The organism is Roseococcus pinisoli (assembly GCF_018413645.1).
Taxonomy (GTDB): Bacteria; Pseudomonadota; Alphaproteobacteria; order Acetobacterales; family Acetobacteraceae; genus Roseococcus; species Roseococcus pinisoli.
The window spans coordinates 847,921-860,666 of the sequence record NZ_JAHCDA010000001.1; the positions used below are offsets into that span (position 1 = coordinate 847,921).

General features: G+C 70.4%; 15 protein-coding genes. 4 read left to right on the forward strand and 11 right to left on the reverse strand.

The window, feature by feature from the left end; genetic code table 11:
• The first annotated feature begins 64 nt into the window (after window positions 1–64).
• Window positions 65–388, forward strand: coding sequence for a cupin domain-containing protein (locus tag KHU32_RS22995; protein ID WP_283771006.1), 324 nt, complete (start codon window positions 65–67; stop codon window positions 386–388).
• Between the two features lie 15 nt (window positions 389–403).
• On the opposite strand, the gene KHU32_RS04050 is transcribed toward KHU32_RS22995, so the two are convergent.
• The 8 genes from KHU32_RS04050 to KHU32_RS04085 all read right to left on the reverse strand — a co-directional run bounded on the left by KHU32_RS04050 (window position 404) and on the right by KHU32_RS04085 (window position 7,590).
• Complete coding sequence (locus KHU32_RS04050) at window positions 404–1,177, reverse strand: creatininase family protein (RefSeq protein ID WP_213668736.1); 774 nt, start codon at window positions 1,175–1,177, stop codon at window positions 404–406.
• A 111-nt stretch (window positions 1,178–1,288) separates the two neighbouring features.
• On the reverse strand, window positions 1,289–2,296 hold the full coding sequence (locus tag KHU32_RS04055; RefSeq protein WP_213668737.1) for an aspartate-semialdehyde dehydrogenase: 1,008 nt from the start codon (window positions 2,294–2,296) through the stop codon (window positions 1,289–1,291).
• A gap of 111 nt (window positions 2,297–2,407) precedes the next feature.
• Window positions 2,408–3,742, reverse strand: coding sequence for an MFS transporter (locus KHU32_RS04060; RefSeq protein ID WP_213668738.1), 1,335 nt, complete (start codon window positions 3,740–3,742; stop codon window positions 2,408–2,410).
• Window positions 3,743–3,852: 110 nt separating this feature from the next.
• The gene (locus tag KHU32_RS04065; RefSeq protein WP_213668739.1) at window positions 3,853–4,461 is read right to left on the reverse strand and encodes a nitrile hydratase subunit alpha; all 609 of its coding nucleotides are present in this window, start codon (window positions 4,459–4,461) and stop codon (window positions 3,853–3,855) included.
• Window positions 4,461–4,772, reverse strand: coding sequence for an SH3-like domain-containing protein (locus tag KHU32_RS23395; RefSeq protein WP_347265503.1), 312 nt, complete (start codon window positions 4,770–4,772; stop codon window positions 4,461–4,463). Before KHU32_RS23395 ends, KHU32_RS04065 begins: the two co-directional genes overlap by 1 nt.
• Entirely contained in the window at window positions 4,769–5,071 is a 303-nt protein-coding gene (locus KHU32_RS23400; protein WP_213668741.1) for an SH3-like domain-containing protein, read from the reverse strand. Before KHU32_RS23400 ends, KHU32_RS23395 begins: the two co-directional genes overlap by 4 nt.
• A gap of 53 nt (window positions 5,072–5,124) precedes the next feature.
• Window positions 5,125–6,468 (reverse strand): tetratricopeptide repeat protein, encoded by a 1,344-nt coding sequence (locus KHU32_RS04080; protein WP_213668742.1) that lies wholly within the window; start codon window positions 6,466–6,468, stop codon window positions 5,125–5,127.
• Window positions 6,469–6,471: 3 nt separating this feature from the next.
• On the reverse strand, window positions 6,472–7,590 hold the full coding sequence (locus KHU32_RS04085; protein ID WP_213668743.1) for a CaiB/BaiF CoA transferase family protein: 1,119 nt from the start codon (window positions 7,588–7,590) through the stop codon (window positions 6,472–6,474).
• A gap of 119 nt (window positions 7,591–7,709) precedes the next feature.
• On the opposite strand from KHU32_RS04085, the gene KHU32_RS04090 reads away from it, so the two are divergent.
• The 3 genes from KHU32_RS04090 to KHU32_RS04100 all read left to right on the forward strand — a co-directional run bounded on the left by KHU32_RS04090 (window position 7,710) and on the right by KHU32_RS04100 (window position 10,239).
• Window positions 7,710–8,234, forward strand: coding sequence for a DUF5675 family protein (locus KHU32_RS04090; protein WP_213668744.1), 525 nt, complete (start codon window positions 7,710–7,712; stop codon window positions 8,232–8,234).
• 65 nt (window positions 8,235–8,299) lie between these two features.
• The gene (locus KHU32_RS04095) at window positions 8,300–9,262 is read left to right on the forward strand and encodes a tripartite tricarboxylate transporter substrate binding protein (protein WP_213668745.1); all 963 of its coding nucleotides are present in this window, start codon (window positions 8,300–8,302) and stop codon (window positions 9,260–9,262) included.
• On the forward strand, window positions 9,259–10,239 hold the full coding sequence (locus KHU32_RS04100) for an NADPH:quinone oxidoreductase family protein (RefSeq protein ID WP_213668746.1): 981 nt from the start codon (window positions 9,259–9,261) through the stop codon (window positions 10,237–10,239). The genes KHU32_RS04095 and KHU32_RS04100 overlap by 4 nt, the downstream gene beginning before the upstream one ends.
• A gap of 4 nt (window positions 10,240–10,243) precedes the next feature.
• Here KHU32_RS04100 and KHU32_RS04105 read toward each other — a convergent pair whose 3' ends face one another.
• From KHU32_RS04105 to mobB, 3 genes are read right to left on the reverse strand one after another with little or no spacing between them, the layout of a single operon-like run.
• Window positions 10,244–11,377 (reverse strand): THUMP domain-containing class I SAM-dependent RNA methyltransferase, encoded by a 1,134-nt coding sequence (locus KHU32_RS04105; RefSeq protein WP_213668747.1) that lies wholly within the window; start codon window positions 11,375–11,377, stop codon window positions 10,244–10,246.
• 41 nt (window positions 11,378–11,418) lie between these two features.
• Window positions 11,419–12,165, reverse strand: a complete 747-nt coding sequence (locus KHU32_RS04110) for an enoyl-CoA hydratase-related protein (RefSeq protein ID WP_213668748.1) — start codon at window positions 12,163–12,165, stop codon at window positions 11,419–11,421.
• A 57-nt stretch (window positions 12,166–12,222) separates the two neighbouring features.
• The gene (mobB, locus tag KHU32_RS04115; RefSeq protein ID WP_213668749.1) at window positions 12,223–12,720 is read right to left on the reverse strand and encodes a molybdopterin-guanine dinucleotide biosynthesis protein B; all 498 of its coding nucleotides are present in this window, start codon (window positions 12,718–12,720) and stop codon (window positions 12,223–12,225) included.
• Window positions 12,721–12,746 lie beyond the last annotated feature (26 nt).

The window sequence follows — 12,746 nt, forward strand, 5'->3', positions numbered from 1 at the left end:
TGGCACCGCCATTGCAAAACCGCCATCGCCCTCCGCGCCGAACACGGCCGGCTCGGCCAGGGGTTTGAATCCCGCGGCCGAGTGGCAGTACTACATTGAGGGCCAGGCCCCCTCCGGCGTCTTCGCCGCCCACGGCCAGGCGCGGACCTTCGACTTCTCGGCCGGCGACGTGGGCTTCATTCCCTTCGCCATGAGCCACTACATCCAGAACACCGGCGACACGCCGCTGCGCTTCCTCGAGGTCTTCAAGAGCAGCTACTACGCGGATGTGTCGCTCAACCAATGGCTGGCGCTGACCCCGCCCGAGCTCGTGAAGGGGCATATGGGCTTCGACGACAGCGTGATGAACGCCCTGGCGCAGCGTCGCGCCAAGACGCCCACCCTCTGACGCGGCAGGCGTCGCTCAGACCTTCCAGACCTGCTCCGGCCTGGTCCAGAGCACAGGATCCTTCATCGCGGCGGCAAGGTTCTTCGCCACCGCGTCGATGATGGCCCGGCCCTTCTCCGCCGTCGCGGCGCGCGGATCGCCCTTCACGCCGGTGCGTGGCGCGCGCTCGGCGAAGCTGTAGAAGCGCGAATAGCCGGGGCGCACCTGCGTGCCGGCATTGCCGCCCGCGGCCTCCTCGATCCGGTCCTTGCGCACCTGCTCCTCGTCCAGCGCGAGCCACACCGCCGTCTCGCCCTCGCAGGCATGCATGACGCCGGGCTGCGTGGTGAGCGTGGCCGCGATCTCGGCCGGCGCCACGCTGGGCCAGGTGGTGGTGACGACGGGCATGCCGAATTCATGCGCCAGCTCGCGCACGGAAACCGCCAGCGGGTCGATATTGCCGCCATGGCCGTTCACGATCAGCAGGCGGGAGAAGCCCTGCGCCTGCAGGCTACGGACGACGCAGCGCAGCACCGCATGCAGCGTCGCGTGGTCGAGCGTGATGGTGCCGCCGAAGGGCAGGTGATGCTCGGAAAGCCCCGTCCAGAGCGGCGGCAGCACGATGGCGGGGATGTCGGTGGCGAGCTCCGCCGCGGCCACGCTCATCGCATGGGCGATGAAGCTGTCGGTCCAGACGGGGAGATGCGGGCCGTGCTGCTCGAGGCTGCCGATCGGCAGCACGGGCAGCGCACCCCTTTCGGCCAGGGCCTTCAGCTCCGGGCCGGTATGACGTTCCCAACGCACTTCCATGGCGCATGCTCCTCTTGAAGGAAGGAGCATGCCTCGCCACGGCAGACCTGTCCCGGGGTCCAGGGCAAAAAGCCCTGGCGGGAGAGGAGAAGAGGGTAGAGCCCTCCCGTGTCAGGCCGGCACGCCAACCTTCATCTTCTCGGCGATCTGCACCGCGTTCAGGGCAGCGCCCTTCAGCAGCTGGTCGCCGCAGAGGAAGAAGTCGAGCCCGCGATCCCCAAAGACGGGGTTCTCGCGGATACGGCCGGCCTCGACGTCGTCCTGGCCCGTGGCCGTGATCGGCATCGGGTACTGCTGCTTCGCCGTGTCGTCGACCACGCGCACGCCGGCCGCTTTGGCGAGGACCGCGCGTGCGGCCTCCGCCGTCACGGGGCGCTCGGTCTCGATGGTCACGGCCTCGCCATGCACGCGGTAGGTCGGGATGCGGACCGCCGTGCAGGAGACGGGGAGATCGGGCATGCCCATGATCTTCCGGCTCTCCCAGGCGACCTTCATCTCTTCCCGCGTGTAGCCGTTCGGCTGGAAGCTATCGATCTGCGGGATGACGTTGAAGGCCAGCGGATGCGCGAAGACCTCGTTCTGGGCCGGCTGGCCCTCGACGAGGACACGCCGCGTCTCGCGCTCCAGCTCCGCCATGCCCTCGGCCCCCGCGCCGCTCGCGGCCTGGTAGGTCGAGACGATGACGCGCTTGACGCCGAAGGCCTGGCGCAGCGGCTCGAGCGCGACCACGAGGATCGCCGTCGTGCAGTTCGGGTTGGCGATGAGGCGATGGTCGCCGATCGCGTCCGCATTCACCTCCGGCACCACCAGCGGCACGTCGGCCTCCAGGCGGAAGGCCGAGGAATTGTCGACCACGGCCACGCCCTCGGCGGCCAGGGCGCGCGCATGCGCCTTCGAGAAATCGCCCGAGACGGCGAGCAAAGCGAGATCCAGATGGCGCGCGGCCTCGAGGCTGTAAGCCTCGATGGTAATCTCGCCGAAGGGCGTTTTCTGTTTCGTGCCGGCACTACGCGTCGAGGCGAAGAGCTTGAGCTCCGTCACCGGAAAGCGCCGCTTCGCGAGCACTTCCACCAATTCCTTACCGACCGCGCCCGTGGCGCCGATCACGCCGACCCGCATGTGCAGGATCCCTTCGAGTTAGAAACAGGCCCGTTTAACGTGCCGCGCGCGGGAAGGCCAATGCCTTGGCCGCGCTGCGGTCATGCCCCAAGGGTGGGGCCGGGAGCGCGCCTAGCGGCGGGACAGGCTCACCACGGCGGCGATCACGGCGAACATCATGCCGCAGAGGAAGGCCAGCCAGGGCCCCGCCAGCGTGAAGCAGGCGGCCGAGGTGGTCGCGCCGAAGGCCTGGCCCAGCACCCGCGCCGTGGCCTGCAGCCCGCCCGCGCCGCCGGCCCGCGCGCGCGGCGCGTTGCCGATGATCGTGCGGTTGTTCGGCGCCTGGAAGAAGCCGAAGCCGATGCCGGCCAGCAGCAGCGCGGGGCAGATCAGCTCCGGACGGTCGGCCGGCAAGAAGGCCAGCGCCGCCACGGCGATGGCCAGGGTCACGCCGCCCACCGCGCAGGGGATCGCCGAAGGCAGCCGGTCCGACAGCCGGCCCGCAATGGGCGCGAGCAGGCCGATCGCGATCGGATAGGGGGTGATGATCAGCCCGATCTGCAGCGGCGTGAATCCCGCCGCCGAGAGGTGGAAGGGCATGTTGATCGCGACCAGGCTGTTCACCGCGAACATGCAGGTGGAGGCGATGACCGCGAGGCGGATCGACCGCACGCGCAGCAGGTCGAGCGGCAGCAGCGGCGTCGAGCGCGACAGCTCGCGCCAGACCAGCGCCGTGCCGCAGGCCGCGCCCGCCGCCAGCAGGATGACGCCGCCCCCGGGGCGGTGCAGCAGCAGGTCGAGGCCCAGGAAGACGAAGCCGAAGGCGGCGAGGTTCAGCGCCGCCGAGGCGAAGTCGAAGGGCCGACGCTGCGGCGGCACATCCGGCAGGTGCCGCACCCCGAAGGCCAGCACCGCGATGCCGATCGGCAGATGCACCGCGAAGACGAAAGGCCAGGGCGCCACGGCGAGCACCGCCGCGCCGATGGAGGGCCCGGCGGCGGAACAGATCGCGACGGTCATCGCATTGTTGCCGATCGCGCGGCCGAGATGCGAGGTCGGGTTGGTGTGGCGGATCAGCCCCGACAGCAGGCTCATCACCGCCGCCGCGCCGAAGCCCTGCACCACGCGCGTCACCAGCAGCACGTCGAAATTGGGTGCCAGCGCCGAGCCCAGGGCGCCAAGCAGGAAGAGCGCGAGGCCGGCGCTCCAGACCCGCTTGAACCCCAGGATCTCGCCCAGCGAGGAGAAGGGGATCAGCATTCCCACGACGGTGATCTGGAAGGCGTTCACCACCCAGACGGACTCGGCCGGCGTAAGATCGAGGGTGCGCGCGACCGAGGGCAGCGCGATGTTCACCATGCTGGAATCGAGCACCGAGATGGCGATGCCTGCCGCGAGGCAGATCGACGCATAGGCCCTGCGCGGTTGTGGCAGGCCGTCGGGCTCGGCCCTTGCCGATTGGGACATGCTACGCCCCGGCCCCGCGATGAGACTTCATGACCTTATACCCCCCGGTCAGGTCGTCGCACGGTGGAATCGTTGCGAAAAGCCTCCGACCGGCACGGCAGCCCTGCGGCTCACGCGGCGCGGGATTCCCGGCGGCCGACGCGCGGCAGGGTGACGCCCACCATGTCGTCGCGCGTGACCAGCGCGGTCAGCTGGTCCTCGGTCCAGCCCTCCGTGCCGGCGGGCCGCTGCGGCAGCACCATCCAGCGGAAGTCGGCCGTGCTGTCCACGACGCGGACCTGCATGCCCGCGGGCAGCACCGTTCCGAATTCCGCGAGCACCGCGCGCGGCTCGCGCACGGCGCGGCTGCGATAGGCGGCGGATTTGTACCAGTGCGGCGGGTAGCCGATGATGGCGCGCGGGTAGCAGCTGCACAGCGTGCAGACCACGAGGTGGTGCACGCCCGCCGTGTCCTCGAGCACACCCAGCGGCGGGTTGCCGCGCATGGAGATGCCCATGGCCTCGGCCGCCGCCGTGCCGTCGCGCAGCAGCAGGGCGCGCCATTCGGGATCGATCCAGGCGCGGGCCACCATGCGCGCGCCGGTCATCGGATTGGCGCGGTCGGCCGAGGCGCGCTTGAGCTCGATCTCCTCGTCGCTGACGATGCCGCGCCGCTTGAGCGCCGCCTCCAGCTTCGCGAGCAGCGCCAGGCTTTCGGCGCGGGGCGGTTGGTTCGCCATTATGCTTCCTCCAGCCAATGCTCGAAGAGTTCGATGAGCAGCGTGTCCCCCGCCTCGCCGTCGCCCCAGACCGGCGGCTGGTCGAACAGCACGTGGTAGAGCACGCGTGGCTCGGCGGGGCGGTTGAAGGCGATGTCCTCGGGGTTCGGGAAGGTGCCGAGCGCGCGCACGATGCGGCCGATCCTGCCGCGCGCGTAATGCGGCGTGCGAAGATGCATGCGCGCCACGCGCTCGGGCTTGGCATCCTTCACGCGCACACTCTGGCCCGCGGCGAAGCGCGCCGCGGAGACCTGCCCGGCGCCGGTGCTCACTGCAGCTCCTCCCAGGTGACGACGCCCTTGGCGATCATCACGGCGGCGACGGCACGCAGCCATTTCTCGTAGTAGGTGAGGTCGAAATACTCGGCCTCGGGCAGGCTCTCGATGTTGAAGCGCTGCTCGTCGGTGGTGATCAGCCCCTTGTCGCGCAGCACGGCGCGCAGCGCGTCCACCCGCTTGCCGAAATCGTCAGGCGGCGCGTCGTCCTCGATCTCGACGGGCGTGCAGCGGAAGCGCGGATTGCCGCCGAGGTCGTGCTGCGCCGGGAAGGGCGCGAGATTGGGCGTTTCCATGTGTCGAGCCTACCTCCTGGAAAGCGAAAATCTCAACCGTGCTGAGGGCAGGCCTAGCGCAGGGCCTGCGCCTCCCTTGCATAGCCGACGCGGCGTTCGGGCGGCGTCGGCCAGCGGCCGGTCACGCGCTCCAACAGCAACCGCGCATCGGCTTCCATGCCGGCCTCCATCGCGCAGTCGAGGAAGAGCTGCTCCAGCACGTCCTGCTGGGCATGGCTGCCGCCGAGCTCGTAGAGGCCGCCGATGGCCGGGCGCATCACCTGCACGGCCGCCGCATGCTGGCCGCGCGCGCGCAACAGCAGCGCCTCGCAGCAGGGCAGGGCCGCGTCGCGCACGATGCGGGCATTCTCGCCCGTATTGGCGCGGGCATAGTCGCGCAGCGCCTCCAGCATCTTTCCTGCGGCATCGAGGCGGCCATCGGCCGTCAGCGCCATCATCCAGTGCGGCAGGGTGAAGGCGGAGAGGCAGTCGCCGATGCGGCCCTCGGCCTTGTCCGCGAGCTCCAGCCAGCGCTCGCCCACATCGACGCCCTGGCGCTGCAGCCGGAAGAGCATGGAGGCCGCGTTCTGGCAGTCGATGTAGAGGTCGGGCTGCATCTGGGTGATGGGGCTGTCCAGGTCGCGGAAGCCCGTGTCGTAGAGGCGCAGCACCTCGTCGAACTCGCCGCGCTCCATGTGGAACATGGCCTGGTGCCAGGAGAGGTGGTGCAGCAGGTTGTTGCCGCCCGCGAAGTTCTGCGAGAGGCCGGTGATCCAGCCGATGCCCTCGGCCCGGCGCCCCTGCATCTCCAGCACATGGGCCACCGCATGCGCGGCCCAGAGATCGGCCGGATCGCGGCGGATGGCCTCGCGCCCCGCGGCTTCGGCGATCACCAGGCTCCCGCATTCCTCATGCGCGAAGGCCCGGCAGGCGAGCATGGAGCCGTAGCCCGGCATGCCGCCGTCCCAATGCGGCAGCGCCTGCTCGACGGTCGCCATCATCTCCGGCGCCTTGCCCATCCAGAAGGAGGCGAAGTGGTGCAGACGGAAGGCGAGGATGTCGCGCGGATATTCGGCCAGCAGCTCCGCCCAGATCGCGATCGCGCGGTCCTGCCCGCCCTCGGCCCAGGCGTCCAGCGCGGCAATATGGCGCTGCTCGCGCTCATTGCCGCCCAGGGCGCGGGCCTGTTCCAGCGCGGCCTTCGCCGCCGGCACATGCGCCGACTTGTAGGCGAGCATGGCGAAGGCGGCCTTCATGGCGTGCAGCAGCGGCGCCTCGCCATCCAGCTTCAGCGCGGCCTTGAGGCGCAGCGGCGTGTCGGCGCGGTACTTCAGGAAGCCCTCGATGGTATGGTCGAAGGCCTGCGCCGCCTCGTCCGAGGCGAAGCTGGCGCGGTTGCCCTGGGCGTCATGCGGCATGGCTCAGACTCCGAATTCGGCCAGCACCGCCTCGGTATCCTGCCCGAGCGCCGGCGCGGCCGGCTCCCAGGCACCGAGGCCGGGGATGGCCGGGAAAGGCATAGGCCCAAGGCCGGGCTGATCCAGGATCGGCGCCGCGCGGGTGGCCTGGACGTGCTGCTCCGCCAGGTATTCCAGCGGCGTGTTCACGCGGTCGCAGAGCAGGCGCGCGGCCTGCAGGAGCGCAAGCCATTCGGCGGCGGTCTTCGTCAGGAAGATCTCCCGCAGGATCGCGACCAGCGCGGGCTTGTTGGCGAAGCGCGTCGGGAAGTCCTTGAAACGCGGATCCTGCGTCAGCTCCGGCCGGCCCAGCACCTCGCAGAGCGTCACCCATTCGGGTTCGCGCACCAGGGCGAACATCACCGAGACGCCGTCCTTCGCCGGATAGGCGCCGGCGGGCGTGTTCACCTCGTCGGGCATGCGGCCGAGCAGGCCGGATTCCGCGATGGGCAGCACCAGCATGGAGGCCGCGCCCTGCATCAGCGAGATGTCGAGGTGCCGGCGCTTCGGCGGCGCGCCGGTCGCGCGGTCATGCGCCTGCTCGGCCAGCGCGGCCTGGCAGGCGGCGAAGGCGGAAAGGCCGGTGAAGACGTCCACGATCTGCGTGCCGACACGATGCGGCAGCGCGTCCATGCCCGGGTTGATCGCGACCACGCCGCAGAAGGCCTGGGCCACGCTGTCGGTGCAGGGGCGCTCGCTATAGGGGCCCGACTGGCCGAAGCCAGAGACGGAGATGCAGACGGCGTCGGGCTTGGCATTCTCGGGCCCGAGGCCGATGCGCTGCGCCACGCCGGGGCGGAAGGCCTCGATCAGGACATCGGCCTTCGCGGCCAGCTTCGCGGTCCTCGCGCGGTCGGTCTCATCGGTGAGGTCGAGCACTATGGCGCGCTTGCCGCGGTTGAAGGCGGTGTGCATCACGCTGTGGCTCTCCGCGCGCGTGCTGAGCCCGCGCGACCAGTCGCCCTTGGGCGGCTCGAGCTTCACGACATCGGCCCCGCACTGCGCCAGCAGCATCCCGCAATAGGGGCCGGCGATGCCCTGCGCGGCATCGAGAACGAAGAGACCCTTGTAGGGCTTCGGCATCGCATCCTCCTGTTGGGAGGCATCATCACGGAAAAGCTCGCCGGAGCGAAGAGACCTCCGGGCGTGGACATCAATTACATGATTTGGCACTTTAATCCGAAGCATCGGAGAGGATAGCCATGGATCTGCTGCTGACCCGCCAGGTCATCGCCGGCGAAGCCACGATCGGGACGCTGGAGATCGACGGCGAGTTCCAGTGCCACACGCTGGAGGACCTCGAGAGGTCCAAGAAGATCCACGGCAAGACCGCGATTCCGCCCGGCAGCTACCGCCTGACCCTGGAGGAGAGCCCGCGCCTGTCGGACCGCTATGCCAAGCAAGGGCGCAGCCGGCTGATCCCGCGGCTGCACGACGTGCAGAACTTCTCGGGCATCCTCATCCATATCGGCAATAAGCCGGAGGACACGGATGGCTGCATCCTCGTGGGCAGCTGGAAGCCCGGCCTGAAGGGCTACATCGCCAGCTCCGGCAAGGCCTATGACGCGCTGCATGCCAAGCTCTCCAAGGCCACGAGCCTGCGCATCACCGTCAAGAACCACATGGCCGAGGCCGAGGCGCGGATGCGCCACCCGCCCAAGGTCCTTTTCGAAAGTGTGCGCCGCCCGCCCGGCTACTGCCAGTTCTTCGACTCCTTCTCCATGTGAGCAAACGCGGCATGGCCGTGCCCGCGGGCTGCGCTATCCTCAGCGCAACCAACAAAGGAACGTCCATGACCGCCACCCGCCGCGCCCTTCTGGGCGCCGCCCTCGCCGCACCGGCCATCGCCCAGGCGCAGGACGCGCCCGGCCGCCCGGTGCGCGTGATCGTCCCCTATCCGCCGGGTGGCCCGACCGACATCGTGGGCCGCGTCACGGCCGCCGGCCTCCAGGCGGAACTCGGCTCGCCCTTCGTGGTGGACAACCGGGCCGGCGCCGGCGGCTCCATCGGCGCGGGCGAGGCCTCCCGCGCCGCGCCGGACGGCGCGACCCTGCTGGTCAACGCCTCGGCCCATGTCATCACGCCGCATCTGATGCCGGGCCTGCCCTTCAACGCGCTGACCGACTTCACGCCCATCACCGAGATCGTGAAGGTGCCGCTCATCCTCGTCGTGAACGAGGCGGTACCGGTGCGTTCCGTGCAGGACCTCATCTCGCTGGCGCGGGCGCAGCCGGGGCGGATCTCCTACGCCTCCTCCTCCATCGGCGGCGCGCCGCATCTGGCGGGCGAGCTCTTCAAGCTGATGACGCGGACGGACATCACCCACATCCCCTATCGCGGCTCCGGCCCCGCCTTGCAGGACCTGCTGGCCGGCACGGTCCAGGTCATGTTCGACAGCCTGGCCTCCTCGGCCGAGCATGTGCGCTCGGGGCGGCTGCGCGCCGTCGCGGTGACGACGACGCAGCGCCTGCCGAGTCATCCGGAACTGCCGACCATCGCCGAGTCCGGCGTCCCCGGCTACGAGATGACCACCTGGTACGCCATGTGGGGGCCGAAGAACCTGCCGCCCGCCATGGCCGCGCGCATGCAGCAGGCGGTCGCGAAGGTCTGCCAGCGCGAGGATGCCCGCGCGCGCTTCGCCTCCATGAGCGCCGAGCCGATCGCCAGCGCGCCGGCCGATTTTGCCCGCTTCTCCGCAAGCGAGTACGAGCGTTTCGGGCGGCTCGTTCGTGATGCCGAGATCAAGGGGGAATGATGCGCGCACTGGTCTGCGAATCCTGGCGGAGCTTCGACGAGCTCGAGATCAAGGACATCCCGCCGCCGCCGATGCGGCCCGGCGCCGTGCGGATCAAGGTGGAGGCGGTGGGCGTCTCCTTTGCCGTGCAGCTCGTCGTCGCGGGCAAGTACCAGCGCAAGCCGCCGCTGCCCTTCGTGCCCGGCACCGAGGTCGCCGGCACGGTGCTGGAAGGCCCGCTGCCCAAGGGCACGCGCGTCTTCGCCGCGCTCGACTGGGGCGGCTTCGCGGAGGAGGCGGTGGCGGATGCCATCCACGTCACGCCGATCCCGGACGGGCTGCCGCTGGCGCCGGCCGTCGCCTTCCCGATCAGCTATCCCACCGCCGGCTCCGCGCTGATGTGGCGCGGCCGCGTGCAGGCGGGCGACTGGGTGCTGGTGCATGGCGCGGCGGGCGGCGTCGGCCTCGCGGGCGTCGAGATCGTGAAGGCGCTGGGCGGCAAAGTCATCGCCCGTGCGGGCGCGGCCAAGCATGCGATGCTCCAGGCGCGCGGCGCGGATGCGGTGCTGGACAGCGCCGCCCCCTTCCGCGACCAGGTACGCGAGATCACCGGCGGCGCGGGCGTGAGCTGCGTGCTGGACACGCTGGGCGGCGACATCTTCGACGATTCGCTGCGCTGCCTGGGCGATGGCGGCACGCTGGTGACGGTGGGCTATGCCGGCGGCGGGATTCCGACCGTGCCGGCCAATATCCTCCTGCTGAAGAACATCACCGTCGCGGGGCTGAACTGGGGCACCTATATCGGCTGGTCCCCCGGCGACAACCGCGAGCGCTACGCCGCGCGCACGCGCGCGTTGTGGGACCAGCTCATGGGCTGGTGGGCCGAGGGCAAGCTGCGGCCCGAGGTGCATGCGAGCTATCCGCTCGAGAACTTCCGCGAAGCGATGGCGGAGGTGCGGGAGCGGCGCTCGGCCGGGCGCGTCGTACTCGTACCCTGACGCCCTAGGCCAGCGGCGCCGTCCGGTAGAGCGTCACCCGCAGCCCACCGTGCGGGATGGGTGCCTCGGTCGGCAGGAAGGGCAGGCGGGTGGCATGCGCCAGCGAGGAGTCGCTGGCGATCAGGCCGACGCGCCAGCCCTTGAAACGGCTCGCCAGCGTCTGCCCGAGGGCGTTGTACAGCGCCGACAGCTTCTGCTTGTCGCCGATCCGCGTGCCATAGGGCGGATTGACGATCACGAGGCCGGGCGGCCCTTCGGGCGCCGTGATCTCGCTGATCGTGGCCTGCCGGAACTCGGTGCAATCGGCGACGCCCGCGCGCTCGGCATTCGCGACGCTCATCTCGATCGCACCCGCGTCGCGGTCGCTGCCGTAGAAGCGGGCGGCGGGGACGCGGCGGCTCTTCACCTCGCGCATGTCCTGCCAGGCTTCCGGGTCGAAGGTCGCGAGCTGCTCGAAGGCGAAGTGGCGGAAGCGGCCGGGGTTGAGCCGGCTCGCGATCTCCGCGGCCTCGATGACGAAGGTGCCGGAGCCGCACATCGGGTCGAACACGGGCTCGCTGCCGTCATAGCCGCATTGCTGCAGGAAGAGCGCCGCCATGGTCTCGCGCATCGGCGCGCGATTCACGGCCTCCTTGTAGCCGCGCTTGTGCAGCAGCTCGCCCGAGGTATCGAGGCTGATGGTGCAGAAATCCTGCTCGATCCGAACCCGGACGGTGAGCTCGGCTTCGTCGTCATGCGGCGCGCCGACGGCCTCCTGGATCGACTTCACGATCCGCTCCTCGGCCGCGCCCGAGTGGTAGATGCGCGAGGACGCGCAGGTGGCCTCGACGCGGAAGGGCACGTCGCGGCGCAGGACGCTGGCCCAGGGCACGTGGCGCGCGCGGGCGTCGAGCTGGGCGAGGTGCTGCACCTTGAAGCCATCGAGGCGCGCCAGGACCCGCCCGGCGCCGCGGATCCACAGATTGGCGCGCCAGACTTCCGGCCAGCCGCCCCGGATCGTGACGCCGCCGGGAACGGGCTTGGCGAGCTTGAAGCCCTTGCCGCGCACCTCGGTATGCAGCGCGGCCTCCAGGCCCGGCAGGGCGGCCAGGAAAATCTCGAAATTCTGGTCTTTGGGCGTCTTGGCGGAATGCGGCATCGCCCTGCCTACCATCCCCGGTGGAGGGCGGCCACCGCGCCCTATTTCTTCAGGAAGCTGGCGAAGATCGCCTGCGCTTCCTCGGTGCGCAGCCGTTCGCCGAAGGCCACGCGCTCGGCCGCCATCACCTCGGCCAAGGCGGCCGCCTGCGGTGCGCGGACCAGGCGCTTCGTCTCCGCCATGGCGCCGGGCGGCAGCGCGGCGAGGGTCTTGGCCATCTCGAGCGCCGCCGGGTCCACCTCGTTGTCGGGCACGGCGCGGGAGGCGAGGCCGCTCGCCGCCGCCTCGGCCCCCGAGATCTGCGCGCCCGAGAGCAGCCACCAATTGGCCTTCGCCACCCCCACGCGCCCGGCCAGCAGCAGGGAGGAGCCGGCCTCCGGCACCAGCCCGAGCCGCGTGAAGGGCATCTGCAGCCGCGCCGTCTCGCTGGCGACCACGACGTCGCAATGCAGCAGCATGGTCGTGCCGATGCCGACGGCATAGCCGCGCACGGCCGCGATCACGGGCTTGGGGAAGGCGACGATGTTCTCCAGGAAATTGAAGGCCGAGCCGGGCTCGCCGGCGGGGCGGTCGCCGACCGAGGCGAAGTCCTTGAGGTCGTTGCCGGCCGTGAAGTCCTGCCCGCCGGCGAGAATCACCGCATGCACGCCGTCATCGCCCGCGGCCTGGCTCAGCGCCTCGCCCATCGCGTTGTACATCTCGCGGGTCAGGGCGTTCTTCTTGTCGGGCCGGTTGAGGCGAATGGTGAGGACGGTGCCGTCGCGCTCGATCAATACGTGTTCGGACATGTTTCTTCCCTTGCACTCCGCCCCTGGCGAATCCGCCCGGCGTCGATCCTCAATAAATCAGAACTTCGCCGCGTGACGTAGCGCGGCATCGGCGATCGCCTCCACCTCGTCCAGCGGCATGGCGGGCGGCGCCCCCTCGGGCGGCACGGCATCGGTGGCGAGGGCGCGGATCAGCGGGTCCTCCGGGTAGAGGAAGGGCTTGCCGTTGGCGGCGCGGTGGATCTCGATCTTCGGCACCTCCTCGCGCTTGAAGCCCTCGACGATGACGAGGTCGACCGGGTCCAGCCGGGCCAGCAGGGCGGCAAGCGCCGGCTCCGGCGCGCCGCGATGCTCGGTCATCAGCGCCCAGCGCTTGGCGGAGGAGACCAGCACCTGCGCGGCACCGGCCTGGCGATGCTCGAAGCTGTCCTTGCCGGGCTGGTCCACGTCGAAATCGTGATGGGCGTGCTTCACGGTCGAGACGGAGAGGCCGCGCGCCCGCAGCACCGGGATCAGGCGCCGGACCAGGGTGGTCTTTCCCGCGCCGCTCCATCCTGCCAGGCCGATGATCCTCATGCGCGTCCCATCCCTTTGCGGCGCGA

Bases quoted from the DNA above. Each gene is read 5' to 3' on its own strand.
- KHU32_RS04110 (WP_213668748.1), bottom strand. From the start codon at position 12,165: ATGTCCGAACACGTATTGATCGAGCGCGACGGCACCGTCCTCACCATT.
- KHU32_RS04085 (WP_213668743.1), bottom strand. From the start codon at position 7,590: ATGCCGAAGCCCTACAAGGGTCTCTTCGTTCTCGATGCCGCGCAGGGC.
- KHU32_RS04100 (WP_213668746.1), top strand. From the start codon at position 9,259: ATGATGCGCGCACTGGTCTGCGAATCCTGGCGGAGCTTCGACGAGCTC.
- KHU32_RS04105 (WP_213668747.1), bottom strand. From the start codon at position 11,377: ATGCCGCATTCCGCCAAGACGCCCAAAGACCAGAATTTCGAGATTTTC.
- KHU32_RS04095 (WP_213668745.1), top strand. From the start codon at position 8,300: ATGACCGCCACCCGCCGCGCCCTTCTGGGCGCCGCCCTCGCCGCACCG.
- KHU32_RS23400 (WP_213668741.1), bottom strand. From the start codon at position 5,071: ATGGAAACGCCCAATCTCGCGCCCTTCCCGGCGCAGCACGACCTCGGC.
- KHU32_RS04050 (WP_213668736.1), bottom strand. From the start codon at position 1,177: ATGGAAGTGCGTTGGGAACGTCATACCGGCCCGGAGCTGAAGGCCCTG.
- KHU32_RS04055 (WP_213668737.1), bottom strand. From the start codon at position 2,296: ATGCGGGTCGGCGTGATCGGCGCCACGGGCGCGGTCGGTAAGGAATTG.
- KHU32_RS04065 (WP_213668739.1), bottom strand. From the start codon at position 4,461: ATGGCGAACCAACCGCCCCGCGCCGAAAGCCTGGCGCTGCTCGCGAAG.
- KHU32_RS04090 (WP_213668744.1), top strand. From the start codon at position 7,710: ATGGATCTGCTGCTGACCCGCCAGGTCATCGCCGGCGAAGCCACGATC.
- KHU32_RS04080 (WP_213668742.1), bottom strand. From the start codon at position 6,468: ATGCCGCATGACGCCCAGGGCAACCGCGCCAGCTTCGCCTCGGACGAG.
- mobB (WP_213668749.1), bottom strand. From the start codon at position 12,720: ATGAGGATCATCGGCCTGGCAGGATGGAGCGGCGCGGGAAAGACCACC.
- KHU32_RS04060 (WP_213668738.1), bottom strand. From the start codon at position 3,742: ATGTCCCAATCGGCAAGGGCCGAGCCCGACGGCCTGCCACAACCGCGC.